At 58.1% G+C, this 25,254-nt stretch carries 22 protein-coding genes; 4 read left to right on the plus strand and 18 right to left on the minus strand.

Going from position 1 to position 25,254, the window contains the following annotated elements:
• Window positions 1-8 precede the first annotated feature (8 nt).
• The 8 genes from sat to Q672_RS18930 form a co-directional block, all read right to left on the minus strand.
• Complete coding sequence (gene sat, locus Q672_RS18895) at window positions 9-1,214, minus strand: sulfate adenylyltransferase (protein WP_022983968.1); 1,206 nt, start codon at window positions 1,212-1,214, stop codon at window positions 9-11.
• 584 nt (window positions 1,215-1,798) lie between these two features.
• Window positions 1,799-2,857, minus strand: a complete 1,059-nt coding sequence (locus tag Q672_RS18900; RefSeq protein WP_022983969.1) for a succinylglutamate desuccinylase/aspartoacylase family protein — start codon at window positions 2,855-2,857, stop codon at window positions 1,799-1,801.
• A gap of 109 nt (window positions 2,858-2,966) precedes the next feature.
• The gene (gene rimK / locus Q672_RS18905) at window positions 2,967-3,875 is read right to left on the minus strand and encodes a 30S ribosomal protein S6--L-glutamate ligase (RefSeq protein ID WP_022983970.1); all 909 of its coding nucleotides are present in this window, start codon (window positions 3,873-3,875) and stop codon (window positions 2,967-2,969) included.
• Between the two features lie 58 nt (window positions 3,876-3,933).
• Window positions 3,934-4,368 carry an ATP-dependent zinc protease family protein gene (locus Q672_RS18910; RefSeq protein WP_022983971.1) on the minus strand — a complete coding sequence of 145 codons (435 nt, stop codon included), beginning with the start codon at window positions 4,366-4,368 and terminating at the stop codon, window positions 3,934-3,936.
• Window positions 4,368-4,751, minus strand: coding sequence for a lactoylglutathione lyase (gloA, locus tag Q672_RS18915; RefSeq protein WP_022983972.1), 384 nt, complete (start codon window positions 4,749-4,751; stop codon window positions 4,368-4,370). The genes Q672_RS18910 and gloA overlap by 1 nt, the downstream gene beginning before the upstream one ends.
• Before the next feature lie 177 nt (window positions 4,752-4,928).
• Entirely contained in the window at window positions 4,929-6,230 is a 1,302-nt protein-coding gene (locus tag Q672_RS18920; protein ID WP_022983973.1) for a YncE family protein, read from the minus strand.
• A 222-nt stretch (window positions 6,231-6,452) separates the two neighbouring features.
• Window positions 6,453-7,793 (minus strand): YncE family protein, encoded by a 1,341-nt coding sequence (locus Q672_RS18925; RefSeq protein WP_022983974.1) that lies wholly within the window; start codon window positions 7,791-7,793, stop codon window positions 6,453-6,455.
• Between the two features lie 192 nt (window positions 7,794-7,985).
• Window positions 7,986-9,209, minus strand: a complete 1,224-nt coding sequence (locus Q672_RS18930; protein WP_022983975.1) for an argininosuccinate synthase — start codon at window positions 9,207-9,209, stop codon at window positions 7,986-7,988.
• A 184-nt stretch (window positions 9,210-9,393) separates the two neighbouring features.
• On the opposite strand from Q672_RS18930, the gene rnt reads away from it, so the two are divergent.
• Window positions 9,394-10,062, plus strand: coding sequence for a ribonuclease T (rnt, locus tag Q672_RS18935; RefSeq protein WP_022983976.1), 669 nt, complete (start codon window positions 9,394-9,396; stop codon window positions 10,060-10,062).
• A gap of 383 nt (window positions 10,063-10,445) precedes the next feature.
• On the opposite strand, the gene Q672_RS18940 is transcribed toward rnt, so the two are convergent.
• The 6 genes from Q672_RS18940 to Q672_RS18965 form a co-directional block, all read right to left on the minus strand.
• Complete coding sequence (locus Q672_RS18940) at window positions 10,446-11,048, minus strand: peroxiredoxin (RefSeq protein ID WP_022983977.1); 603 nt, start codon at window positions 11,046-11,048, stop codon at window positions 10,446-10,448.
• 135 nt (window positions 11,049-11,183) lie between these two features.
• Window positions 11,184-11,909: a PepSY domain-containing protein gene (locus tag Q672_RS18945; protein WP_022983978.1), complete on the minus strand. Its 726-nt coding sequence runs from the start codon at window positions 11,907-11,909 to the stop codon at window positions 11,184-11,186.
• Window positions 11,910-11,937: 28 nt separating this feature from the next.
• Window positions 11,938-12,435 (minus strand): FMN-binding protein, encoded by a 498-nt coding sequence (locus tag Q672_RS18950; protein WP_022983979.1) that lies wholly within the window; start codon window positions 12,433-12,435, stop codon window positions 11,938-11,940.
• 18 nt (window positions 12,436-12,453) lie between these two features.
• Entirely contained in the window at window positions 12,454-13,599 is a 1,146-nt protein-coding gene (locus tag Q672_RS18955) for a porin (RefSeq protein WP_022983980.1), read from the minus strand.
• Between the two features lie 219 nt (window positions 13,600-13,818).
• A complete protein-coding gene (grxD, locus tag Q672_RS18960; protein ID WP_022983981.1) occupies window positions 13,819-14,148 on the minus strand; it encodes a Grx4 family monothiol glutaredoxin in 330 nt (109 codons plus the stop codon).
• 66 nt (window positions 14,149-14,214) lie between these two features.
• Entirely contained in the window at window positions 14,215-15,762 is a 1,548-nt protein-coding gene (locus tag Q672_RS18965; RefSeq protein ID WP_022983982.1) for a hydantoinase B/oxoprolinase family protein, read from the minus strand.
• A gap of 214 nt (window positions 15,763-15,976) precedes the next feature.
• Between Q672_RS18965 and Q672_RS18970 the strand changes: the two genes are divergently transcribed.
• The 3 genes from Q672_RS18970 to Q672_RS18980 all read left to right on the plus strand — a co-directional run bounded on the left by Q672_RS18970 (window position 15,977) and on the right by Q672_RS18980 (window position 19,195).
• On the plus strand, window positions 15,977-17,161 hold the full coding sequence (locus Q672_RS18970) for an aspartate aminotransferase family protein (protein WP_022983983.1): 1,185 nt from the start codon (window positions 15,977-15,979) through the stop codon (window positions 17,159-17,161).
• On the plus strand, window positions 17,158-18,066 hold the full coding sequence (gene argF, locus Q672_RS18975) for an ornithine carbamoyltransferase (protein ID WP_022983984.1): 909 nt from the start codon (window positions 17,158-17,160) through the stop codon (window positions 18,064-18,066). The genes Q672_RS18970 and argF overlap by 4 nt, the downstream gene beginning before the upstream one ends.
• Before the next feature lie 73 nt (window positions 18,067-18,139).
• Window positions 18,140-19,195: an ABC transporter ATP-binding protein gene (locus tag Q672_RS18980; RefSeq protein ID WP_022983985.1), complete on the plus strand. Its 1,056-nt coding sequence runs from the start codon at window positions 18,140-18,142 to the stop codon at window positions 19,193-19,195.
• Window positions 19,196-19,346: 151 nt separating this feature from the next.
• Here Q672_RS18980 and Q672_RS18985 read toward each other — a convergent pair whose 3' ends face one another.
• The 4 genes from Q672_RS18985 to Q672_RS19000 form a co-directional block, all read right to left on the minus strand.
• Window positions 19,347-20,450 carry a GGDEF domain-containing protein gene (locus Q672_RS18985; protein ID WP_022983986.1) on the minus strand — a complete coding sequence of 368 codons (1,104 nt, stop codon included), beginning with the start codon at window positions 20,448-20,450 and terminating at the stop codon, window positions 19,347-19,349.
• Window positions 20,447-21,550: a GGDEF domain-containing protein gene (locus Q672_RS18990; protein ID WP_022983987.1), complete on the minus strand. Its 1,104-nt coding sequence runs from the start codon at window positions 21,548-21,550 to the stop codon at window positions 20,447-20,449. Before Q672_RS18990 ends, Q672_RS18985 begins: the two co-directional genes overlap by 4 nt.
• A gap of 360 nt (window positions 21,551-21,910) precedes the next feature.
• Window positions 21,911-23,398 carry a glycerol kinase GlpK gene (gene glpK / locus Q672_RS18995; RefSeq protein WP_022983988.1) on the minus strand — a complete coding sequence of 496 codons (1,488 nt, stop codon included), beginning with the start codon at window positions 23,396-23,398 and terminating at the stop codon, window positions 21,911-21,913.
• A gap of 238 nt (window positions 23,399-23,636) precedes the next feature.
• The gene (locus tag Q672_RS19000; RefSeq protein WP_022983989.1) at window positions 23,637-25,241 is read right to left on the minus strand and encodes an ATP-binding protein; all 1,605 of its coding nucleotides are present in this window, start codon (window positions 25,239-25,241) and stop codon (window positions 23,637-23,639) included.
• Between the last annotated feature and the right edge of the window lie 13 nt (window positions 25,242-25,254).

A 25,254-nucleotide genomic window follows, 5' to 3' on the forward strand; every position in this document is an offset into this window, starting at 1 on the left:
CAGGAAAATTATTTACCGGCGTCCAGCGCCTGGTAGTAATCCATCAGGATCTGCGCCACTTCCGGGCGGGAGAATTCCGGCGGCGGGGCAATGCCCTGACCCAGCATCTCACGCACCTTGGTACCGGACAGCAGCACGAAGTCGTCCTTGGTGTGATCCGGCACATCACGCATCATCACCACGCGATCCAGCTTCTTGGAGTAAGCAGTGTGATCGGCTTCGAAGATCTTGATCTCCAGCGCACCCGCCGGCACCTTGTCCTGGAAGATGGTCTGGGCGTCGAAAGCCCCGTAGTAATCACCCACACCCGCATGGTCACGGCCAACGATCAGGTGACTGCAACCACAGTTCTGACGGAATACCGCGTGCAGTACCGCCTCGCGGGGCCCGGCATACAGCATGTCGAAGCCGTAACCGGTGATCATCACGGTGTTGGGCGGGAAGTACACTTCCACCATCTTGCGGATGGAGGCATCACGCACGTCAGCCGGAATATCACCAGCCTTCAGCTTGCCCAGCAGCATGTGAATCAGGATGCCGTCAGCATTCAGGGCTTCCTGGGCCATGCGGCACAGTTCTTCGTGGGCACGGTGCATGGGGTTACGTGTCTGGAACGCCACCACATTGTTCCAGCCACGCTCAACGAATTCGTTGCGGATGGACACCGCAGTGCGGAAGGTATCCGGGAAGTCGTCGGCAAAGTAAGAGTAGCTCAGTACCTGGATGTCACCGGACACGATGAAGTTACCAGCCGCGAGGAAGTTGGCCACGCCCGGGTGTTGCTTGTCGGTGGTGGCAAACACCTGCTCGGCGACCGCTTCCAGCTCGGCATCGGTGGCTTCTTCAATGGCCGCCACGTCCATCACCGCGATGACCGGCTGGCCATCCACATTGGGGTCACGCAGGGCAATGCGCTTGGCGTCTTTGATGGCGCTCACGTCTTTCAGCATATTGACGATCGGCACCGGCCAGAACAGGCCATTGGCAGTGGTCAGGTTTTCCGCCACCGACAGCATGTCCGCCTTGTTCATGTAACCGGTCAGCGGGGTGAAATAGCCAGCGCCCATCATCACCGCATTGGCGGCAGCGGCAGAACTGATCACCACAGAAGGCAGAGACTCGGCTTCCTTCTGCAAAGCAACGCGTGCAGCTTCATCCGCAACGTACAGGGGGGTTAGTGCGTCCGCGCCATGCGGCTTGACCAAAGCGACCATCTATTCACTCCAAAGGCTCTATCAACAAGGTGTCCATTTCGCGGCGGAGTATAGCAAAGGATAAGCGTCAGGTCGGCCCGACAAAGAGAAATAAGGAAAGCACAGAAAGACATAAGAGGACGCGTATTAAGAACAACAACACTGACCAAAAGAACAGCCAGCCATCAAAGTCTGCCTTTTTGTAAGCGATATCCCATATTGTGAGTTGCCCGATGACGAGGCTCTTTGATGATTATTGCGTCTTGACACGAATATGATAAATCGCGTCCCAGCATGTTTCTTTAAGGTCAGCATCTTCGTCAGGATCATTAACAATCTGCATGAGAGCCTCTAGCACTTCACTACCTTCATAATTTGCTAATGATAGGGCGGCATCGTCTCGGTCGATATCACCAGATGACTTAGCAAGTAGAATTCGTATTAGCGCTCTCGGTTGCTCCCTATCCATCTCGTAAATTCAAAGCATATGGGGAACACACATAAACCCAAACAGACAGCTTCTAGCGCTACCCCACTGCTGGCGGGCAATTTGTGCGCACCCCCAACCCGGTAACCAATTGATGGGTCTACTCAATTAAAAGGAATCAGACGATGGGAGGCTCACCGGCCAGGGTCGGGCCTTTTTCGATGTCGGAGGTGAACACCTCCAGGGACTGGGCCACTTCGCTGACTTCCTCGAAGCGGGCGATGTGGTAGAGGGCTTCGCCTTCGTTGACCAGCGGCAGGTTGTTGCGGCCCACCAGGATGCCGGCGGCGGGGGCGTGGATGGAGACATCATCGCCACCGAAGGGGCTGGAGATTCGACCGATGAGATCGCCTTTCTTGATCCAGGCACCCAGTGCCACCAGGGACAGGAAGACGCCGTCGCGCTCGGCACGCACCCAGCTGGAGGAGCGGGCGATGTAGGGCTCGGCGGGGGGTTTGGTCCGGCGGATGCCGGTCATGCCCAGGTGCTGCATGATGTTGAGCACGCCTTTCACCCCGGCACGAATGCTGGCCTCATCAAAGCGCAGGGCTTCACCGGCCTCGTAGGTGATAACAGGGATGCCCTGGGCTTCGGCCACTTCACGCAGGGTGCCCTCACCCAATACCGAGTTGATCACCACCGGCACACCAAAGGCATTGGCCATGGCTGCGGTGTCATCGTTGGACAGGTCCGCCCGAATCTGCGGCAGGTTAGCGCGGTGAATGGCGCCGGTGTGCAGATCCACTGCGTGGGTGGCACGATCCAGCACCTGGCTCTTGAACTGCCAGGCCATACGCGCCCCCAGGCTGCCGGTTTCAGAGCCGGGGAAGCAGCGGTTCAGGTCGCGACGGTCTGGCAGATAACGGGTCTTGTGAATAAAGCCGAATACATTCACCACCGGCACCGCCAACAGGGTGCCATTGATGCTTTTCAGGGCAGAGTGACGCAGCAAGCGGCGGATAATCTCCACCCCATTCAGCTCGTCCCCATGAATTGCTGCACTGACCATCAATACCGGACCGGGCTTGCGGCCATGAACAACATGGATCGGCACGTTAAGCGGCGTCTGGGTGTAAAGTTGTGCCAGCGGCAATTCCACCTTGGCCCGAGTGCCTGGCTGCACAGTAATGCCATCAATTTCAAAAGGCGTGTTTTTCGGTTCTTTTGGATTTTTCATTCTTCACCCGAGACAACAAACTCTCATCATCTTCAGCCAGCGCAGCCAACTTTCACGCCGGGCGGTTTTTCGCTATCAACGATTCACTACTAACGGTGAATTCCCGTTGTTATCCCTTCGCGCCTTTGGTCTGGGTGCGATAGGGACGCGCATCTTTTTCGATGAACTGAATGATCATGCCCGCCACATCTTTGTTGGTAGCGGTTTCGATACCCTCCAGCCCCGGCGAGGAGTTCACTTCCATCACCACCGGGCCGTGGTTCGAGCGCAGGATATCCACCCCCGCCACATTCAGACCCATGATCTTGGCAGCACGCACCGCCGTGGCCCGCTCTTCCGGGGTTATGCGGATCAGGCTGGCACTGCCTCCGCGATGCAGATTGGAACGGAACTCACCCGGTGCCGCCTGGCGTTTCATTGCCGCGATCACCTTGCCGCCCACCACAAAACAGCGAATGTCGGCACCACCGGCTTCCTTGATGTATTCCTGCACCATCACCGAGACGTTCAAGCCCATAAAGGCTTCGATCACTGACTCTGCCGCCTTGCGGGTTTCCGCCAGCACCACGCCAATGCCCTGGGTACCTTCCAGCATCTTGATCACCAACGGTGCTCCACGCACCATGTTGATCAGATCAGGAATATCATCCGGGGAGTGGGCAAAGCCGGTGATGGGCAACCCCACACCTTTGCGCGACAACAGCTGCAGGGAACGCAGCTTGTCCCGGGAACGGGAGATAGCCACGGACTCATTCACCGGGAATACGCCCATCATCTCAAACTGGCGCAGCACCGCCGTACCGTATTGGGTAATGGACGCGCCGATACGGGGAATCACCGCATCAAACCCTTCCAGCACTTCGCCCTTGAAGTGAATTTCCGGTTTGTGCGCCACCATGCTCATGTAGCACCGCAAGGTGTCGATCACGTGCATTTCGTGACCAGCCGCCTCGCCGGCTTCCACCAGGCGGCGAGTGGAATAGAGTCGCTTGTTTCTCGAAAGAATCGCAATTTTCATGGCAGCACTTTGGTTAATAAACGTATTAAGTTAAGGAGATCAGTGAGACGCCAGACCGTTACGGCCTGTCCTTGTCACCGCCCAGCAGGAAAGACTCTGTGGGCTCGACCCTGATTTCTGTCATCGCGGTACGGCCCAGTAACATGCGGAACTTCATGGTTTCCCGGTCCGTCAGGGTGATTTCGATGGGCCAACGGCGCCCACCAAGATCAATCTCGGTGAGAATCACCGGCCGCTCTTCCTTGTGACCACCGGAATCCGTCACCACCCGGCGGTCCAGTACCGGGGCTTCACACACCGTCACCTGGGGCTGATCCTGAATGGGATGCAGGGAAAAGCGCACCCATTCCGTGTCGTCCCGCTTGAAGGATTCGACTTCAAACGCATGTATGGCCGAGGTTCGCGCCCCGGTGTCCACCTTCATCTTGATGGCATCAATGCCCAGTTCCGGCAGGCTGGCCCACTCGCGCCAGCCCACAGTGACTTTTCCCATCAGTCCCGTCCCAGCAATTCGATCTTGTAACCGTCCGGGTCTTCCACGAAGGCCAGCACCGTGGTGCCATGCTTCATGGGCCCGGGTTCACGGGTAATCTTGCCGCCCCGCTCGCGAATACGCTCACAAGCAGCGTACACGTCATCCACGGCCAGCGCGATATGGCCGTAACCGGTTCCCAGATCATAGCGGGACTGATCCCAGTTATGGGTGAGCTCCAGCACCGGGCCCTCGGCCTCCGGCTGGTAGCCGACAAAGACGTTGGTGAAACGGCCTTCCGGGTAATCCTTGCGGCGGATTTCGTGCATGCCCAGTACTTCGGTATAGAAAGCCACCGAGGCATCCACATCCCCCACACGCAGCATGGTATGCAGAATTCGCATGGTTCTTTGCTCCAGTTTGCGGTCCAGATTGCAGGCACCGGGAGCACCTACCCCATCAGGGGCGAATAGTGGTGTGGGCGGGGACAATTGACAATGAAAAACTCGTAAAGAGCGCAATTTTCTCCGTCAGGGTCAGGCTGCACAGCCATGACCCTGACGGGGGGCGAATGGCAGGGATCAGGGCAGGAACAAGGAGCCCTGATCGTCCACCCAGCTTTGCGGGACCTTGCCCTCACGAATCCGCTGCGGGTGATCGCCAACGTCTACCCGGGCGACCTCCTGCCCACTGGCATAGTGAAAGACCGACACCTGGTCCGTGCCGCTCCAGGAAATATAGCAATGTTCGCCATCAGCGCTGGTGGTGACCCAGTAAGGCTTCTCCCCCACCCCGGTCTTGATACGGTATTCAAACGTTTGCCGATCTACCAGGGCCACATAATCACTCATGGTTCCCGCCACACACAGCGTATCGCCGGCATCATTCATGGCAATGCCATGATGGGCCGAGTCGTTCAGGTACCGCTCAATGGGCATGTCCGGGACCAGATTGGGCAAGGTTGCCAGACGGGTAATACGATCGTCCTGCATGTCATATTCGATAAAGCCATGAAGGAAAGAGAGCTGGAAGTAGAAATAGCGCTCATCCGGGGTGTGGGCCATGGGCCGAACGGCTGGGCTGAGGTCCGGGTACCCCGCTTCCTCCAGCTTCACTTTCATGTCGATCTTTTTGAGGATTTCCAGCGTGTGAGCATCCACCACCTGAAAGACCCGTTCGCCCTTGAGCTTGATGGGGTCCCGGTCGAGCGGCAGGAACACATGACCAATGCTGGCATGATAAAGCCGCTCACCATCATCGGAATACACGTTCTCATGGGGCGAGTTTCCTGACGGGAACTGGCCCACCTCTTCGCCGGTCTGCACATCCAGAATATGCACCACCTTCCCCGTAGAAGCGGATACCGCCACCTGCTGGCCATCCGGTGAAATGGCCATGTGGTCAGAACGATACCCTTCCACTTCAAAACGCCACGCGATCTTGCCGCTGGCAATGTCCAGCGCTACCACGTCCGCAAAACTGGGGCGGGACACAATCAGCAGTCGACCATCGTTGCTGCTGTACATGTCATCCACAAACTGGTGATGCCCCTCACCGATAAAGGTCTTGATGGCCTGAAAGAACAGCAACTCCACCGGATTCAGGTAAATCTCCGCAATGCGTTTGTTCTTGTCAGGGATCCCGTTGATGCGACCAAGCCGCTCGTGGCTTGCCACATCAATCACATCGATGGTGCCTTCCCAGTTGTTCCCCACAAAGATCACGTCACGTTCACCGCTGGCCGCACTGCCACCGTTGTCACCCTCATCGTCCCACCAGTTCCACCAGCTGGCCGACGCCGGCAAGGGAAATAAAAAGGCAACCATGACTATCAGTGTTAAGGCGCTGTGGCGGCGACAGTGCCAGAGTGAGGTGAGCAACATGTCCTTGTCTCCCTATACGGTGTTGTTGTTTTGATTGGTGCACAACCGTAAACGTATTTGCCGGCAGGGTTCAAAAGGCAAGGGTCAGGAATGTGGGAGCGCCCGCAGCACAAGCGGGACAGGGATCACTAAAGCGACGAAAGTGCCAGTCCATAACTGGCACTTTCGTCTAAGACTTACGTCATCCAGGCCGCCGTCATGGCGGCCGGACAACCCGCCGGCTCAGGGCAGAAAGAGCGAGCCCTGGGCCTCGACCCAGGCGATCGGCACCCGCCCTTCACGAATCCGCTGGGGGTGGTCTCCCACATCGACCCGGGCCACTTCCTGCCCGCTGGCATAATGGAAAATGGACATCTGGTCGGTGCCACTCCAGGACACGTAGCAATGCTCGCCGTCGTCACTGGTGGTGACCCAGTAGGGCTTTTCACCAATACCGGTCTTGAGCGAGTACTCGAAGGTCTCCCGGTTTACCAGCGCCACATAGTCGCTCATGGTGCCGGCCACACACAGGGTGCTGTTGTCGGCGCTCAACGCAATGCCGTGATGGGCAGAGTCGTTGACGTACACTTCCTGCGGCGTATCGGGGATCAGGTTGGGGAGCGACGCCACCCGGGTAATCCGGTCCTCTTCCATGTCGTACTCGATAAAGCCATGGAGAAATGACAGCTGGAAGTAGAAATAGCGCTCGTCATGGGTATGGGCCATGGGCCGCACGGCCGGGCTCAGGTCGGCATACCCGGCCTCTTCCAGCTTGGTCTTGATATCCAGCTTGCGCAGGATCTCGAACGTCTCGGCGTCCACCACCTGAAATACCCGCTCGCCCTTGAGCTTTTTCAGCGGATCACGGTCCAGCGGGGTAAACACATGACCAATGCTGGCGTGGTAAATCCGTTTTCCATCCTCGGAATACACATTCTCGTGGGGCGAATTCCCTGACGGAAACCGGCCGATCTCTTCCCCGGTCTGCACGTCGAGCACATGCACCACATTACCGGTGGAGGCCGACACGGCCACATGCTTGCCGTCCGGGGAGATGGCCATGTGATCGGAGCGATTGCCGTCGACCTCGAAGCGCCATTCGATCTCGCCACTGGCAATGTCCAGCGCCACCACATCGGCATAGCTGGGCCGGGAAACAATCAGCAGGCGACCATCGTTGGAGCTATACATGTCATCCACGTACTGGTGATGCCCCTCGCCAATGAATTGCTGAATGGCGATAAAGAACACCAGGTCCACCGGGTTCAGCACGATGGCTGCCTCGCGGGCCTGCTTGTCGGGAATCCCGTTGATCCGCCCCAGCCGCTCATGGGTGTCCCGATCGACCACATCGATCATGCCTTCCCAGTTGTTACCCACAAAAATCACATCACGGGAGGTTGGCGCCGGGGGAACGGGATCGGGCTCAGACGGGGTATTGGGGGTGGCCGTGCTGCCCGTGTCGGCAGGGGCCGCACTGTTCGGCGATGGCGCAGTACTGTCACTGTCCCCACCGCAACCGCTGATAACCAGAGCCAGAGTCGCAGCCAACAGAGCGCGACGATGCAAGGACGGCAGAAACATAACCGGATCTCCCCAGGGTCGAATGTTGTTATTGTCAATCCCCAGAGCCTAGTTGTGACCATGGTACAAATTAAAGGGCGTTTCCTTTGCGTTATGTAAATCGCAGGTTCAACAGAACGAATCGCCAGAAACAAAAAACCGCCGCGGCCTCTCGGCCAGCGGCGGTTTCGCTCAGCGTTCGACGTTCGTCAATCAGCTCAGCTTGCGCCCGTTCTTGGCCGCAATGCGCAGACGCAGGGCGTTCAGCTTGATAAAGCCTTCCGCATCTTTCTGGTCATAGGCACCCGCATCGTCCTCGAACGTGGCGATGGAAGCATCGAACAGGCTGTCGTTGTCGGAGCGACGCCCCACCACGGTGGCATTGCCCTTGTAGAGCTTCATGCGTACTTCACCGTTGACGTGTTCCTGGGTCGCATCGATCAGTTTCTGCAGGGCCAGACGCTCCGGGCTCCACCAGTAACCGTTGTAGACCAGCTCGGCGTACTTCGGCATCACGGAATCTTTCAGGTGCGCGGATTCACGATCCAGGGTCAGAGACTCAATGGCACGGTGCGCCGGCAGCATAATGGTGCCACCGGGGGTTTCGTAGCAGCCGCGGGACTTCATACCCACGTAGCGGTTTTCCACCAGGTCCAGACGGCCAATGCCGTTGTCGCCACCCAGCTTGTTCAGTTTGGTCAGCACGTCGGCCGGGCTCAGACGCTCGCCATCGATGGACACGATGTCGCCTTTCTCGAAGCCCAGAGTAATGTAAGTAGGCTGGTCCGGGGCCGCTTCCGGGCTCACGCTCCAGCGCCACATGTCATCTTCGGCTTCCCACCATGGGTCTTCCAGGTTGCCGCCCTCGTAGGAGATGTGCAGCAGGTTGGCATCCATGGAATACGGGGATTTCTTCTTCTTGCTGGAGAAGTCCACCGGGATGTTGCGCTCTTCGCAGTACGCCATCAGCTTTTCGCGGGAGTTCAGATCCCACTCACGCCACGGCGCAATCACCTGAATGCCGGGGGCCAGGGCGTACGCTCCCAGCTCAAAACGCACCTGGTCATTGCCCTTGCCGGTCGCACCGTGGGAGATGGCGTCAGCTCCGGTTTCCTCGGCAATTTCCACCAGTCGCTTGGCGATAAGCGGACGCGCGATAGAGGTCCCCAGCAGGTACTCACCTTCGTAGATGGTGTTGGCGCGGAACATGGGGAAAACGTAGTCACGCACGAACTCTTCGCGCAGGTCTTCAATGTAGATTTCCTTGACGCCCATGGCCTGTGCCTTGGCGCGGGCCGGCTCCACTTCCTCGCCCTGGCCGATATCGGCGGTGAAGGTCACCACCTCGCAGTCGTAGGTATCCTGCAGCCATTTAACGATGACCGAGGTATCCAGGCCGCCGGAATAGGCCAGCACTACCTTGTTGATCTTGGACATTGAAAGACTCCGCAAAAGGGTGGTCGTCAGCGCGGTCGCGGCCACCCGATGAATCGAGGTCGCGTATTGTACCCGCCCGCCCGTGCCGACGTCACCTGTCACCACCGCCGGGATTCCGGTAGCATAGCGACTTCCCGGCCAGGCCCAGTGCCTGAGCCGGGGCTTTTTGTCTGTTGGAGTCATCATGAGCGATCAGCACCCCAGCCTGGCGCTGCGGTTTCGGGGGTTTCTGCCGGTAGTCATCGACGTGGAAACCGGGGGATTCAATGCCAGTACCGATGCCTTGCTGGAAATCGCCGCCGTCCTGATTGATATGGACGCCCAGGGCTACCTGCGCCCCTCTACCCGTATCCAGTTCCATGTGGACCCGTTCCCCGGCGCCAATATCGAGCAGGCCGCCCTGGACTTTACCGGGATCGACCCGCACAACCCGCTGCGTGGGGCGGTGAACGAAGATACCGCCCTGAAAGGGGTCTTCGAGCCCGTACGCAAAGCCGTCAAGAAGCATGGCTGCAACCGCGCGGTACTGGTCGGCCACAACAGCTTCTTTGACCTGGGTTTCATGAACGCCGCCGCCGAGCGCGCCGACATCAAGCGCAACCCGTTCCACCCCTTTTCCAGCTTTGATACGGCCGCTCTGGCCGGGCTGGTGTACGGCCAGACGGTATTGGCCAAGGCCTGCGAAGCCGCCGGCATCCGTTTCAGCCAGCGTGAAGCCCACTCGGCCCTGTACGACGCCACCCGTACGGCAGAGCTGTTCTGCTCCATGGTCAATCGTTTTCGTGATCTTGGCGGCTGGCCGCCCCCACCCGCCGGCGAAATGCCGCCAACCCTGGCCAAGGCCCTGGATTGATTTAAAAACCCTTCTTGCCACAGAGATTGCAGCGCCCATTGGGGTAAACACACCGGAGGCTGCGATCTCTGTGCGACGCTGCTGCAAGTAAAACCCGCTTGAGGTGCAAACCCTGTCGCAGGAGCGCCGGTTATTCGCTACACCCACCCTTCTGGCCGCCCTGCTGGCGTTCCTTCACTGCGCTCGGTGGCGGCGCGATTTCTGAGTATGCGGGTTGCCCACAGGGTGAACCGTGATTCCACCGCTCCCACCTTAGGACGTCAAAGGTGGCTGCTCGGCCTTCTTGGTGGCAACCCCCTATAGGATTCTGATTCAGCGCGGTTGCGTGAAGCACAAAAAAAGGGCGCCATTTCTGGCGCCCTTTGTCTTTTTGCTGTGGCGTTTTACAGCTTGTCAGCGTTACCTGACAGGTACTCGGCAACCCCTTCCGGAGAAGCGTTCATGCCAGAGTCACCTTTCTGCCAGCCCGCCGGGCACACTTCACCGTGCTCTTCGTGGAACTGAAGCGCGTCAACCAGACGAATCAGCTCTTCCATGTTACGACCCAGCGGCAGGTCGTTAACGATCTGGCTGCGAACCACGCCATTCTTGTCGATCAGGAAGGCACCACGGAACGCCATGCCACCCTCGGACTCCACGTCGTAGGACTGGGCAATGGTGTGGTTCATGTCGGCCGCAAGGGTGTATTTCACCGGACCAATCCCCCCTTCGTTAACCGGGGTGTTACGCCAGGCGTTGTGGGTGAAATGGCTGTCAATGGACACACCAACAACTTCTACACCACGCTCCTTGAAGGCATCCATGCGGTGATCCAGAGCAATCAGCTCGGACGGGCAAACGAAGGTGAAATCCAGCGGGTAGAAGAATACCAGGCCGTATTTGCCCTTAATCGCTTCGGACAAGGTGAAAGAATCTACGATGCTGCCATCGCCCAGTACGGCGGGAACAGTGAAATCCGGTGCAGGCTTACCTACCAGAACGGCCATGATGCGTCTCCATTTTTCTGTCTACGTGACGGGCAGCACCATGCCGCCCAAGGCTGCGTCCTATCATCGGGATTCCGGCGCATCATGCAACCGGGTTTAACCCGCAGAACATTCAATTGATCAAATTACCACCAATCAGCGACGGGTACGGGCCCAGATTATGCTACCGGTGACCGCCAAAATCGCCAGCACAAGCGCAGCCAGGTCCATCATCAATTGACCGGCAAATCCCAAAATTCGCCCTGCATGCAGATCCTGTAGAAATCGCTGCCAGTTGAGAGACTCTGGCACACTCTGCCGCAGAATCGCCTTTTCCAACTCAGCTGGCAGACGAGCAAGATCAGCAGCCTGCCATGGCCCGGAGTAAGGGACACTGACCAGCTGGTTCACATCAAAGCGCACCAGCGCCTCCGGCTGCCTGAGCACCAGCACCCCTTCATGCCCCCCCAGCTGGACATAGCCAGGCAGACCATAAGCCGGGCCGATTCGCTCTACCAATTGATAACCTTCAGCAATCAGCAACAATTCGTCCGCACAGCCAGCGACAATCAACGGCGCAGCGTCAACCACACCTTTCAGTGGCCCCTTGCAGTAAAACGCATTGGTGTCGTTGATAAACAGTCGCTCTTCGAGCTGGGTATACCAATTGCCCTTAACGGAGACCCCTTGGAGGGTTTCAGGAAGCACAGCGCCGTACCAACGCGCTACCGCAGGCGGGAGAGGACGAGAAGCCCAGGACAACGATTCAATGTGATTCAACAGCACGCCGGTCACGGACAACACCAGCACAGGAATGGCTACCGCCAACCCCAGCCAACGATGCCAGCGCCGCCATTGACGAGTCGGTTTACGGGTCCCCATGCCTTTCCTCTGAACAACGGAAGATCAATTATGGCAACTGCTGATCCAGCCACAACGCAAGCCGGGCAGCTCGCTGCAATGCCCTGACAGACAGGGTTGCACCAGTAATGTTATCGATGTTTCGGTCGAGTTTGCCCTTGTTCATGTGCGCCTGGTCAAATTGACGGGTAAAGAATGGATGGCGAACTTCCCAGCCTCGAGACTCCCGGTAGATCAGTACACGCAGCTGGTCAATCTTACCGTTTTTGACGCTGATACCAAGGGTAATAGGGTGGTCCTTGCCAATCACGTTGAGCACCCAGGCAGACTTTCCGTCAGCCCGCCAGTAACGCTGACGAAAACCAGGATCTTCTCCGGAAATCGCCACTGCGGCTTTACGCTGGGTATCATCGAGCCAAAGCATGGATGGGGATGGCACAGTCTCGAACTGCTGCGCCATATAGTCCGCTACGGACAGATAGACATCTTCCGCCCGCACCGGAGAAAACAGGCACAACAGCAGGGCTAGCCCTGCTGTGCGCTTCAACAACCCACTACACAAGGATTAGAAACTCCAACCAATTCCGAGGCTGACATTGTCATCAGCATCGTTGTCCTTGCCGTCGGTATCGTAATGAACATCGGTGTAATCCGCCTTCAGCACAACCCGCGGCATAATCCAGTAGTTTACGCCAGCAGTGCTGTCGGTACGCTCAGTATTTTCGGCATCAGCACCGCCATCATTCCAGTCCAGCTCGGTGTGCCGGGCAAAGATACCGAATTTTTCGGTGAGCTTGTAGGACGCTTCCGCCATCAACCCACTCTGTTCTTCCGCTGCCTTGACCCCAATCGCGTCATCAAACTCCCACTGGGCATGCTGTACCGTAAAGGTAGCGGCTCCGAGGGTGTAACGGGCATGGGCTTCAATCAGGACACCCGAAACAGTGTCAAACCCGGGCTCAGCCTGGAAAACATCCTGCTGATACTGAACGGTAGCCGCCATATCCAGCCCAGGCAGACCGGCATAACGAACCCGGCCGGTCACTGCACCCTTGTTACCATTGGCTTCAGCCACCTTCTGTCGACCACTACGAATCTTGTTGGGTGCACCGCCAGCAGTGAACATGTTCAGTCCGGAATGGCCAGCAATGTCGTAGGTCAGGCCGGCGCCCAGATCCTGGGAGAACATCGCACCCGCTTCCCACCATGTAGCCGGGATAATCTTGTTTTCCAGAGTATTGCGCTCAACACCGTAGAAAGTATCTGGCTCGTGGGTCTCATTGAGGATCCCCACCGGCACCAGGAACTGCCCCAGAGTCAGTTTGGTATTGGCTGTGGTATCGATTTGAATGTAGGCCTGTTCCAGCTCAACCTCTCCGGGTTTGCCGTCACCCGCCAGACTGTGTTCCAACTCAAATTCGGAGAAGAATCGCACCTTGTCGCTGTAGTCATAACCAAAGAACAGCACAAAACGGTGCGCATCGATCTGGTCGTCTTTGTCACGCTCCAGATAGTTGTTGTAGTGAATCTCGCCATAGCCCCCGATGCTCAGCTTATCCAGCGGACTGGAAGACGAGCCATTTTCTTTCAGCGACTCAACTTCCTGGGCAAGGATATCAATCTGCTTTTGCAGGTCTTCAACGGATTGTGCGGCAAACGCGGGCACAGAGGTGGCGGCGATGGCCATCGCCAAAACGGAACGCTTCAACATGAATTTCTCCCTTCCTGATAGGTGCTGCCAATCAAAGCGGAAGGGAATTTATATTGATACGAAATAAAATTGAAACTTATTCTTGATACGATTTTTGTAGCGAAGTATAAAAAAACCCGGTTCAACCGGGTTTTTTTATACTGAACAAAATTCGGAGAAAAATGTTAAATTTCACCGAACAAAGTTCATAACTTTATTCAGATTCTCCCTGAATGCAATTCAGGAATCTTCTCCGTCGACTGCGGCTCCATCAACCATCTCTTTAAGCTGACCGGAACGGTACATATCCATGATGATATCGCAGCCACCGACCAGCTCGCCCTGCACCCACAGCTGAGGGTAGGTCGGCCAATTGGCATACTCTTTCAGAGTCTGGCGAATTTCCGGCGCCTCAAGAATATTCACATAGGCAAACGGCTTGCCCACGGCAGTCATGGCTTCCACCACCTGGGCAGAAAAACCGCACTGGGGAAATTGCGGGGTACCCTTCATGTAGAGGATTACCGGGTTCTTGCCGATCTGGTCTTTGATGACCTCTAACACATCCATTACTTCACCTGTATTCGTTGAAAGCCGTTGCCTGCGCCAGGTATGGCGCCGTGTGGGGGCATTGTATCACTCTTGCCCCCCATAGCCGCCACCACCGGGGGACGCAATCAGCAGCCGGTCGCCGGCCACCGCCTCCCCCTGATATTTGGGGGGCAGCACCCGATTATTCAAGCGGTTTGCGCCCGGCTCACCGGGTAAACCTCCCGCCAGCCCCCAGGGGCCACGACGACGGCGCTCGGTAAGCAGGGTAAAACTGGCCGGCCCCAGGAACTCCAGCTCTCTGACAACCCCTGCCCCCCCGGTAAAGCGCCCAGCGCCACCGCTGCCGCGACGCACAGCGTAACGCCGCACCCTCAACGGATAATGGCTTTCGAGGCTCTCGATAGGCGTATTGAGGGTGTTGGTCATGTGACTATGCACCGCTGACAGCCCAGCGCCTGCGGCATGCGCTCCGGTGCCACCGGCCATGGTTTCGTAATAATCCCAACCGTGTTCACCCGCCGCCCCCATGGCCACATTATTCATGGTGCCCTGACTGGCCGCCGGGATCGCCTGGGGAGCGGCCTGTGCCAGTGCCCCCAGCACGACATCCACCACTCGCGAGCTGGTTTCCACATTGCCCGCCGCCACGGCCGCCGGGCGCCGGGCATTCAGCAAAGAGCCTTCCGGGGCCGACAGGGTAATAGGGCGGAACAACCCGTCACAGGCGGGCACATCGTTATCCATCAGACAGCGAAAACAGTAGTACGCGGCGGCGGCCGCCACGGATAGCGGGCAGTTGATGTTGCCCGCCACTTGATCGTCCGTCCCCGCAAAATCGAGCGCCGCGCACTCTCCCCGAATGGAGAGTGACACGGCAATGCGAATGTCCTGTTGGCCCTGACCATCATCGTCCATCCAGTCTTCGAACCGGTATACCCCATCCGGCAGTTCCGCTATGCGCGCCCGCGCCCGACGCTCGCCATAGGCATTGAGCGCATCAAATGACTGAGCCAGCGACGCGCGCCCCGCCCCGGCCAGTTCAGCGAGGCGCCGGGCGCCCGCCTCACAGGCACTGGCCTGAGCGGCAAAGTCGGCAAACCGGGCATTACCTGCCGGCAGCGTGCCCGCCTCTTCCAGGCCAGCCAATCGCCGACATAACGACACCTGCCATTGCCCCTGCTGTTTGAGCAAGGTGGGGGCGATCACAATGCCTTCCTGTTCAAGGTGGGTCGACACCGGCATGGAGCCGGGGCTGTGCGCCCCAATATTGGCATGGTGGGCACGGGTCACCGCGAAGCCCAGCAAGTCCTCCCCCTGCAACACTGGCGACACGACCGTCACATCCGGTAAGTGCGTGCCCCCCAGATACGGGTCATTCACCACCAGCAGGTCCCCTGCCCGCCAGTCTCTTCCCCGCACCAGATCTGCCATCGCGTAAGCCATGGACCCCAGATGCACGGGGATATGGGCCGCCTGGGCACACAGACGCCCCTCGGCATCAAAAATGGCACAGGAGAAATCGAGCCGGTCCTTGATATTGGGCGACAGGGCACTCAGCCGCAGCACCGCCCCCATTTCGTCACAGATCCCGGACAGGCGATTGGCGAAGATGCTGAGCTGGATAGGATTCATAAAGGCAATGAACAGTGAACAGTTAATAGTTAACAGCTAAAAAAACCGTACCGAATCGGGCCGGCCACAGCCTACCCTCATTCGCTGTTCACTGTTAACTATTAACTGTTCACTAAAATGTGCGCTATTATCGGGGGTTCCCGGCAGCTAATAGCTGCCGTTTTTTGTTTCGGTCGCCCCGAAACAGACGAATTTGCGTTAACGAGTCAGGGTAATGAGTCATCAATATTTGATTCCCACCTACGCACGGCAGCCTGTGGCGTTTGTGCGCGGTGAAGGGGTGTGGCTGTTCGATGAGAACGGTGACAAGTACATGGATGCCATCTCCGGCATCGGGGTCTGCAACCTGGGACACTGCCATCCGGCGGTGAGCCGAACGCTGGCCGAACAGGCCGGGCAGCTGATGCACACCTCCAATCTGTACCGTATTCCCGCCCAGGAATCCCTGGCTCAGCGTCTGTGTGAGCTGAGCGGCATGCAGAGCGTGTTTTTCTCCAATTCCGGGGCCGAAGCCAACGAGGCAGCCATCAAGATTGCTCGCCTGTATGGCAACCGCAAAGGCATTACCAAACCCGTGGTAGCCGTGATGGAAGGCAGCTTCCATGGCCGCACCATGGCCACCTTGTCGGCTACCGCCAATGCCAAGGTGCAGGAGGGCTTCGGTCCGTTGGTAGAAGGCTTTGTCCGGGTGCCGTTCAATGATCCGGATGCGGTTGCATCGCTGGCCGGCAATCCGGATGTGGTGGCGGTACTGGTTGAGCCAGTGCAGGGTGAGGGTGGCATCAATATCCCGAATGCAGGCTACCTCACCGCTCTGCGTCAGCTCTGTGACCAGAATGACTGGCTGCTGATGCTGGATGAAATCCAGACCGGCAACGGTCGGACCGGGCATTACTTTGCCTGCATGGGCGAGAATGTGGTGCCGGATGTTCTGACCACAGCCAAAGGCCTGGGCAACGGTTTCCCCATCGGCGCCTGCCTGGTCGCTGGCAAGGCTGAGGGCGTGTTTGGACCGGGCAACCACGGCAGCACCTATGGCGGCAACCCGCTGGGCTGCGCCGCGGCCCTGACGGTGGTCAACACTCTCACTGACGACGTGGTCGACAGCGTCAACGACAAAGGCGCTTGGCTCAAACACGCCTTCGAGACCGCACTGGCGGATCTGCCCCTGGTGTCTGAAGTACGTAACAAGGGCCTGATGCTGGCCATTCAGCTCGACCGCCCGTGCGCGGAACTGGTTAACCTGGCACGTGAAGCCAGCCTGCTGATCAATGTAACGGCGGGTTCCGTGGTGCGGTTGCTGCCGCCGCTGGTGATCAGCCAGCACGAAATGCAAATGCTGGTGGACGGCCTGAGCGGTGTAATACGCCATTTTGCTGCTGCCCAGGAGGTCGCATGACTCGCCACTTCCTCACCCTCAACGACCTGACCTCCGACGAACTGGGTTACTTGATCCAGCGCGCCATTGAGCTGAAAACCATGCAGCGCAACGGCCAGCGTCACGAACCCCTGCAGGGCAAGACCCTGGGTATGATCTTCGAGAAGTCTTCCACCCGTACCCGGGTGTCGTTCGAAGTGGCCATGACCCAGTTCGGCGGCGCCAGCATTTTCCTGTCGCCCCGTGACACCCAGCTAGGCCGCGGCGAGCCGATTGAAGACTCTGCCCGGGTACTGTCACGCATGGTCGATGCGGTGATGATCCGCACCTTTGATCATGCCACGGTGGAAACCTTTGCCGCCCATTCCGCGGTGCCGGTCATCAACGCACTGACCGACGATTTCCACCCCTGCCAGCTGCTGGCCGACATGCAGACCTTCGTGGAGCATCGCGGCAGCATACAGGGCAAGAAAGTGGTCTGGGTCGGTGACGGCAACAACATGTGTGCCAGTTATATCAATGCGGCTAACCGCTTCGACTTTGAACTGGTGATCAGCAGCCCGTCAGGCTTTGCGCCCAGCGAAACGTTGATGGGCCGTTACCCGGAGCGGGTCAGCCTGCAGGGGGATGTACGTCAAGCCGTGAAGGGAGCCCATCTGGTGGTGACCGACGTGTGGGCGTCCATGGGACAGGAAGACGAACAGGAAAGTCGCCTGAATGCGTTTGAAGGCTACCAGGTTACCCCGGAACTGATGGACCTGGCCGATACCGACGCCTTGTTCATGCACTGCCTGCCTGCCCATCGCGGCGAGGAGGTCAGCCACGAAATGATGGACGACCCCCGTGCTGTCGTCTGGGACGAAGCCGAAAACCGCCTGCATGCCCAAAAGGCGCTACTGGAATTCCTGCTGACCGGTCAGCATTGAGTCAACCCTCTGCATGATGTGCCTGGCAGAAGCCGTCCATCTGACAGGCCAATGAAGCGTGGAGCCTACGACCATGAACAAGGCATTGCTGAGTATTGAAAACCTGGCCTGTGGTTATCACCAACAGGCCGTGGTGAAAGATCTCAGCCTGTCACTGGCGGCAGGCGAAATTGCCTGTTTGTTAGGCCCCAGCGGCTGCGGCAAGACTACCACGCTGCGAGCCATTGCCGGCCTTGAACCGGTGAGCGGTGGCAGTATTCGTATCGGCGACCACACCGTTTCCAGCCTGCAGCAACAACTCCCTCCCGAACAACGTGGCCTCGGCATGGTCTTTCAGGAGCACGCCCTGTTCCCCCACCTTACTGTTGCCGATAATGTCGCCTTCGGTCTGCGCAAATTGCCAGCCGGACAGCGGGATGAACGGGTCAGGGAGTGCCTGGCACGGGTTCGACTGGCCGGCATGGAAACCCGTTACCCCCACGAATTATCCGGCGGACAACAACAGCGGGTAGCACTGGCCAGAGCACTGGCCCCTCGCCCGGCCTTGTTATTGCTCGACGAACCCTTTGCCAGCCTGGATCTGGATTTACGTCGCCAGCTGGCGCGAGAGCTAGGGGATATTCTGCGCGAGGAAAACGTCACGGCCCTGATGGTCACGCACGACCAGGAGGAAGCGTTTGCGCTTGCCGACAAAGTCGGCGTCATGAACAACGGCGAGCTGGAGCAATGGGATACCCCGTATAATATCTACCACGCTCCTGCGACCCGGTTTGTCGCCGAGTTTGCCGGCTACGGCGCCTTCCTCCGTGGTGAGGTCACCACTGCCCACAGCGTACTCACCAGTCTCGGCGAAGTCTCTGGCCGGCGTCAGGATACCCTGACACCAGGTACCGCCGTGGACGTTTTGCTTCGTCCCGAAGATCTGGTCGCCGACGAAACGGCCACCCTCGCCCTGCCAGTGACCCGACGCCAATTCACCGGTGCCACCATCCTTTATCACCTGCGCATCAGCGCCAATGAAACCCTGCTCTGCCAAACCGATAGCCACATCAACGTGCTGGAAGGCGATGCCCTGCATGTCAGGCTTGGGACCAAGCATTTGGTCACTTTTTTAGTTAACAGTGAATAGTTAACAGCTCGCGAGTTCGCGATGCTCTGAATTTGAAATGCATGAGGCCGCGCCCAGAGTCAGGACGCGGCCTCATGCATTTCAAACCCAACCCCGTGTTATTCCGCGGGTTTTCGCTGTTAACTATTCACTGTTAACTGTTAACTGCTGTTCACGCCACCTGACTCTGATCCCGCCCTCCACTCTTGGCCTTGTAGAGCCCTTCATCGGCACGGTTGATAAGAGTATCGATAGTGTCGCTGTCACGATACGCAGCGACACCAATGGACAAGCTGACATTCGCCGGCCCCCCTTCAGCGCCGAAGCTCTCTTCGCGCCAACGCTTACGCAGGCGCTCAGCCACGCGCACCGCGCCCAGCTCATCACTTTGCGGCAAAATCAGTAAAAACTCCTCGCCTCCGAGCCGGCCAAAATAGTCGCCATCGCGCATACCCGCCATCGCCACTTGCGAAAAGCGACGCAATACCCGGTCGCCCCATTCATGACCAAAGCGGTCGTTGATCTGTTTGAAATGATCCAGGTCCACATAACAGACCGCGAAGGGCAGTTTCTTGCGCAGCGCCAGTGCACGCTGACGCTCCATGATTTCCAGCAAGTGGCGACGATTGAACAACCCGGTAAGATCATCTCGTATCGCCATCTCTCTCACCTGCTCTACCGCTTTGGCCAACTCGCGATTCTTGTCTTCGAGAGTATTGCGCAAACGGTTGATGCCTCCTCCTGTGATCGCAAAACTAATGGCAATCATGGAGAACACCAACCACTGCAAGGCCTCGACGGAAAAGCTCAACTGGATCCAGCGGTCATTCAGTGCCAGCCACAACATGACCGCGTAGGAAGCGCTACCGAGGACAGCCACTGCCACCATGGCCTTGCCTGACAAACGGAATGACACCAGCAACAAGCCAGCAAAATACAATGTCACCGCGCTAAGACGGAACTCATCGACGTAGTAGCCGCTGATCATGAAAACCAGCGTGAAATGCAAGATAAGAAACAGCGACAGTGATGGCTCACGAAGTTTGATCGTCCAGCCCGACACCAGAAGAAGCTGATAGACCAGCAGTGACCCCCACACCCCGGCCAACAACATCAGGCCGCTTTCGATGCTGATCTGGAGATAACCCTGCCGAAAGTAAAGCACGCACAGCAACGTATGCATGGCCATAATCGCAATGGCAGAACGGCCGTGACGTTTCAAAAGGCGTCTCTCGTTCAGCGTAAATCGCTGCGCCTGGCGAAGATCCTGATTCATTGCGACTCATCCACGGTTAGACGGTCGCGTCCGGATTCCTTGGAGCGATACAACGCCTGATCTGCGCGCCTGACCACACTGGCCGGCGATTCATGCGCATCAAGCATGGCCAAGCCCGCAGAAACGGTGACAACAAGCCCTGGTGCCTCGTCATATCGCTGGCTGCGCATCCCCAGCAAGATCCCTTCAAGCAGATTGACCGCCTCGTCGCGGTCACTGACCGGCAGCACCAGCATGAACTCTTCCCCACCCAACCGTGCGGCAAAGTCTTGCCCGCCAAGATGTCGCCGCACAACTTCCGAAAAACGGACCAACACACTGTCACCGCAACTGTGCCCATACTGGTCGTTGATACGCTTGAAGTGATCCAGGTCCACATAGGCCACAGCAAGAGAAAATGCTCCCCTCGACGCCTGACCACAGGCCTTTGCCAGCAGTTCCATGGCATGACGGCGCCGATAAAAGCCCGTCAGCTCATCCTTCACCGCCATTTCATGAATACGTTCAACCACCTCAGCCAACTGCTGGTTCCGTTTGCCCAGCAGGCTGCGGATGGCAGAAATCTCTGACGCCAGCAACGTCACTGCGGCCACCATGACTGAGAACAGACCCCACTGCATCCACTCCCCACGCAGATCAACCACTTCCGGCCAGTAAACCCCAACTACCCCGAGGATCACCGCGTAGCTGAGCACACAGTAGAGAGCCAGGACGACAAATTGACGTAACGATGCCTGCAGCACGCCCAATTGCACCACGGCAAAGAAAATCATCATGACGCAAAGTCGGGCCTGGTCTACCACCAGCGCGGTTACCAGTAGCCCGGTAGTGGACCACACCATCAAGGGGAAAATCATTGCCGGCTCGGACAAACGCCGGTTCAGCCCCAGCAACATGAAAGTGAGGAAGAGCAGGTGGCCGCCCCAGATAATGGCAAACAACGGATAAAAAACAGCATCACCACCACGGAAAAAATCCAGCTGCAGTGTGATCCAGCATAGCAATGTGTGGGCACCACCCCCTGCCAGTATGGCAAACAGCACGCGGCGCACACGCTGACCCTGCATGGCCGCAGGGTGAAGGGCCAAAGTATGATCCATGAAGGATTCCCAAAGAGTGTGGCATCCCACCCGCACCACACCGGTATGACGATTTAGTATTATTTATGAGCCAATACTAATGCTAAATGCCTATTGGTTCACAGTTTGACCGTCTACCAATTCGCACCGCCTGTCGCCAATGCACGGTAAACAACTGATTTACTTGGGGAAGCCAACACTGGCGGCAACGGCCTCCCGTTACCATCGGCGCCACTCCTGATGACGAGATAGACGCCACTTGGGCAGAGAACACCCCGCGGACGGGGGGAGAATAAGCACAAAGGGGAAAAACAGAAACGAAGCACCGGCACTCCAGCCCTTCACAAGGTGGCGAAGTGCCGGATCAGCCCCCCGAAAAAATCAGTGACTGGCATCCCGGCAGACGCGCGCAACCGCATCTCGCCATCCACGGTAGCCGCGCTCACGCTCGCTTTCTTCCAGCATGGGCGTAAATTCACGCTCACACTGCCAACGCGATGCCACCGCCTCCAGCGAGTCATATAACCCCACACCCAGCCCGGCAAGGTAGGCGGCGCCAAGCGCCGTCGTTTCCGTTACCTGGGGGCGGTCGACACAGACGCCCAATACGTCTGACAGGGTCTGGCTCAGCCAGTTGTTGACCACCATACCTCCATCGACTCTCAGGGTTGTGGGCCGGGTACCACAGTCCGCAGCCATGGCATCCAGTAAATCCCGCGATTGGTAGCACACCGCCTCCAACCCGGCAGTGACCACTTCGGCAATCCCCGTATCACGGGTCAGCCCAAGTAAGGCACCGCGGGCATGGGGGTCCCACCAGGGCGCCCCCAGGCCGGTAAATGCCGGCACCAGGTACACCCCGCCGGCAGACCCCGCCCGCCGGGCCAGAGCCTCGGTTTCGCTGGCATCGCGTATCAGATTAAGTCCGTCGCGCAGCCACTGGATGGCCGCCCCGGCCACAAAGATGGAGCCCTCAAGAGCATAGGTGGTCTTGCCATTGACCCGGTAACCCACCGTCGTCAACAATCGATTTTCCGAGGCCACCGCTTCCCCGGTGTTCATGACCATAAAGCACCCCGTGCCGTAGGTACTTTTCACCATCCCCGGGGCAAAACAGGCCTGGCCAACCAACGCCGCCTGCTGATCTCCGGCAATACCCGCTACTGGCACTGCTGCACCAAGCAACTCCGGGCATGTCAGCCCAAACTCACCGGCGCTGTCCCGAACCTCTGGCAAGACCGACGCAGGCACCTGAAACAGTGCCAACAGTTCTTCGTCCCAGCACTGACGGTGAATATCGAACAACAGCGTCCGCGAGGCATTGGTGGCGTCAGTCGCGTGCACCTTGCCGCGTGTCAGTTGCCACAACAACCAGCAATCAATGGTTCCGAAGGCCAGCTCACCAGCCTCAGCCCGTTGCCGTGCGCCAGGAACATTGTCCAGCAACCAGGCCAGTTTGGTGGCAGAAAAATAGGGATCCAGCAGCAAACCGGTGCGCTCACGAACCAGCGCTTCGTGGCCTGCATCCCGTAATGTCTCACACGTCGAAGCGGTTCGTCGGTCCTGCCAGACAATCGCCCGCGCCAACGGATCTCCTGTGGCACGATCCCACAGTACCGTCGTTTCACGCTGGTTGGTGATACCGATAGCGGCGAGTTGCTGTGCCTCCACATGCGCGTTGCGCAGCGCCTCACGACATAGCGTCAAGGTGTCGTTCCAGATCTCCTTGGCATCATGCTCCACCCAGCCATCCGACGGAAAATGCTGCCGGAACTCCTTCTGCGCCTGCCCCATGGCATGCCCATCGGCATCAAAGACAATGGCGCGGGTACTGGTCGTGCCCTGATCTATGGAGAGGATGTATGACATGCGGCGAACACCTTGTTGTTTTGAGAGCCGATGAATAATGGCATGTGCGCCCTAACGATGACCGGCAGAGACGCAAAAGCAGCGGCATTTTACCCGGGGACCCGCCAGCAGATTGCGCGATTTCGGACACGTTTATGGACAAAGCCGGACGCACTGACTCATGAAACGAAAAGCCTTGCTTTGCCGCAAGGACAACGTGTCCGGTAGATTACCGCTCGTGTGGCGACTTCTGGCGCGGCTACCCCATTCGCCCCAACACGTGTTGCTCCTGCTGGGTGCGCGGCAGCTCCACGGTAAACCGGGCGCCGCCTGCCGGGCTTTCCTCGACGCGAATCTCACCGCCATGCCAGTCGACGATGCGCTTCACGATCGACAACCCCAGACCATAGCCACCACTGGCGCGATGGCGACTTTTGTCCAGTCGGGCAAACGGCTTGAAGACCCGCTCACGCTCGTGTTCAGGGATCCCGGGGCCATCATCATCGACATATATCAGCACCCGGCCCTCAGATTCCTGCACCCGCATGACAATTGAGGAACGGGCATAACGCAATGCATTGGTGACCAGATTCTGCAATACCCGGTGCAGGTAGCGCTCTTCCGCCTCCACATCCAGCCCCAGGCTGGCGCACTCGACAGTAATCGAGGTATCGCCACGAATGGTCTCCAGCTCTTCTCGCAACTGCTCACACAGCTCTGCCACCACCACCGGCGTAAATTCAATATTGGGCGTGCCCTGCTCAAGACGGGCATAGGTAAGAATTTCATCGATCAACTGATCCAGCTGTTCGATGTCGTGATCCATGGCATTGAGTTTTTCCCGGCGCATATCAGCAGACTCAATATCTGCCAGCATCTCCAGTCCGAATCGCAATCGCGCCACCGGGGTCCGCAACTCGTGACTGACCGCCCGCGTCATTTCCCGCTGCGACTCAATCAACCGACGAATGTGCGCAAAGGTTGCTGCCACCTGGCCAATGGCATCGTTGCCTTCGATATTGGCGTAAGCCCCCAGGTCACCGGAACCCAACTGACTCACAGCCCGATCCAGTTGCTTGAGACGTCGCTGCAACGGACTGACCTGCAAGTACGTGGCAAATGCCACGGCGATCAGGCTCAAGGCACCTGCGATCAACAGCAACTCAATGGGGAATTGATCGAACAGGCTGAGCGGCCCCAGCATCAATAACATGCCTGTCTGCGCCACGGGGGCAAAGATCCGGATACTGGAGTCACGGCGGGTGCTGTCATCCAGAGCAATCACCACCTCACGTCGGTTGAGACGCTGCTCCTGCTCATTATCCAGACTGACACTGTCGCGGCCCACCAGACTCAAACTATAGCCAAAATGCTGTTGCAACCTGGCCAGCGCAGGCTTCCATTCCTCTTCCGGGAAATGAGACAGATGATTGAGGATAAGCACCGCCGTAGCACGCGCCTGCTGCTCAGAGACCTTGGTCATTCTGGTGGTAATGTAGGCATCCTCACCCGGCAACTGGAACAGGATATCGGCATAGCCTTCACTGTCATTGAGCCGCATCACCACAAGACCGTCACTCAGATGAAGCTCCTCGCGATAGCCCAGCTCCAGCGCTTGCGCATTCTGGAGCGAGATTTCGGCATTGAACAGCTTGCTGAGGACCTGACTCCAACGTTCCCGCTCCGCGGGCTCATAACGCTGGTAACCCTCCGCCATCAGATAGAAGGTGCCACGCGCCATGGCTTCCCGGTACAGGTCCGAGCGGTAATGGTTCACCAGCTCCACAGAGGCATAGGTGATGGCGCCAATAAAACACAACGCCAACAGCAGGCCCCCATAGAGCCGCAGGAAGATACTATTCAAACGTCACCCGCGT

It is taken from the genome of Alcanivorax sp. P2S70 (assembly GCF_000475295.1).
In the GTDB taxonomy this organism is placed as follows: Bacteria; Pseudomonadota; Gammaproteobacteria; order Pseudomonadales; family Alcanivoracaceae; genus Alcanivorax; species Alcanivorax profundi.

Coding starts and splice junctions, on each gene's coding strand:
- Q672_RS18945 (WP_022983978.1), bottom strand. CDS start 11,909: ATGGGGACCCGTAAACCGACTCGTCAATGGCGGCGCTGGCATCGTTGG.
- rnt (WP_022983976.1), top strand. CDS start 9,394: ATGAGCGATCAGCACCCCAGCCTGGCGCTGCGGTTTCGGGGGTTTCTG.
- glpK (WP_022983988.1), bottom strand. CDS start 23,398: ATGTCATACATCCTCTCCATAGATCAGGGCACGACCAGTACCCGCGCC.
- Q672_RS18940 (WP_022983977.1), bottom strand. CDS start 11,048: ATGGCCGTTCTGGTAGGTAAGCCTGCACCGGATTTCACTGTTCCCGCC.
- gloA (WP_022983972.1), bottom strand. CDS start 4,751: ATGCGAATTCTGCATACCATGCTGCGTGTGGGGGATGTGGATGCCTCG.
- Q672_RS18900 (WP_022983969.1), bottom strand. CDS start 2,857: ATGAAAAATCCAAAAGAACCGAAAAACACGCCTTTTGAAATTGATGGC.
- Q672_RS18920 (WP_022983973.1), bottom strand. CDS start 6,230: ATGTTGCTCACCTCACTCTGGCACTGTCGCCGCCACAGCGCCTTAACA.
- argF (WP_022983984.1), top strand. CDS start 17,158: ATGACTCGCCACTTCCTCACCCTCAACGACCTGACCTCCGACGAACTG.
- Q672_RS18990 (WP_022983987.1), bottom strand. CDS start 21,550: ATGGATCATACTTTGGCCCTTCACCCTGCGGCCATGCAGGGTCAGCGT.
- sat (WP_022983968.1), bottom strand. CDS start 1,214: ATGGTCGCTTTGGTCAAGCCGCATGGCGCGGACGCACTAACCCCCCTG.
- Q672_RS18980 (WP_022983985.1), top strand. CDS start 18,140: ATGAACAAGGCATTGCTGAGTATTGAAAACCTGGCCTGTGGTTATCAC.
- Q672_RS18930 (WP_022983975.1), bottom strand. CDS start 9,209: ATGTCCAAGATCAACAAGGTAGTGCTGGCCTATTCCGGCGGCCTGGAT.
- Q672_RS18910 (WP_022983971.1), bottom strand. CDS start 4,368: ATGGGAAAAGTCACTGTGGGCTGGCGCGAGTGGGCCAGCCTGCCGGAA.
- Q672_RS18985 (WP_022983986.1), bottom strand. CDS start 20,450: ATGAATCAGGATCTTCGCCAGGCGCAGCGATTTACGCTGAACGAGAGA.
- Q672_RS18925 (WP_022983974.1), bottom strand. CDS start 7,793: ATGTTTCTGCCGTCCTTGCATCGTCGCGCTCTGTTGGCTGCGACTCTG.
- Q672_RS18970 (WP_022983983.1), top strand. CDS start 15,977: ATGAGTCATCAATATTTGATTCCCACCTACGCACGGCAGCCTGTGGCG.
- grxD (WP_022983981.1), bottom strand. CDS start 14,148: ATGGATGTGTTAGAGGTCATCAAAGACCAGATCGGCAAGAACCCGGTA.
- Q672_RS18965 (WP_022983982.1), bottom strand. CDS start 15,762: ATGAATCCTATCCAGCTCAGCATCTTCGCCAATCGCCTGTCCGGGATC.
- rimK (WP_022983970.1), bottom strand. CDS start 3,875: ATGAAAATTGCGATTCTTTCGAGAAACAAGCGACTCTATTCCACTCGC.
- Q672_RS18955 (WP_022983980.1), bottom strand. CDS start 13,599: ATGTTGAAGCGTTCCGTTTTGGCGATGGCCATCGCCGCCACCTCTGTG.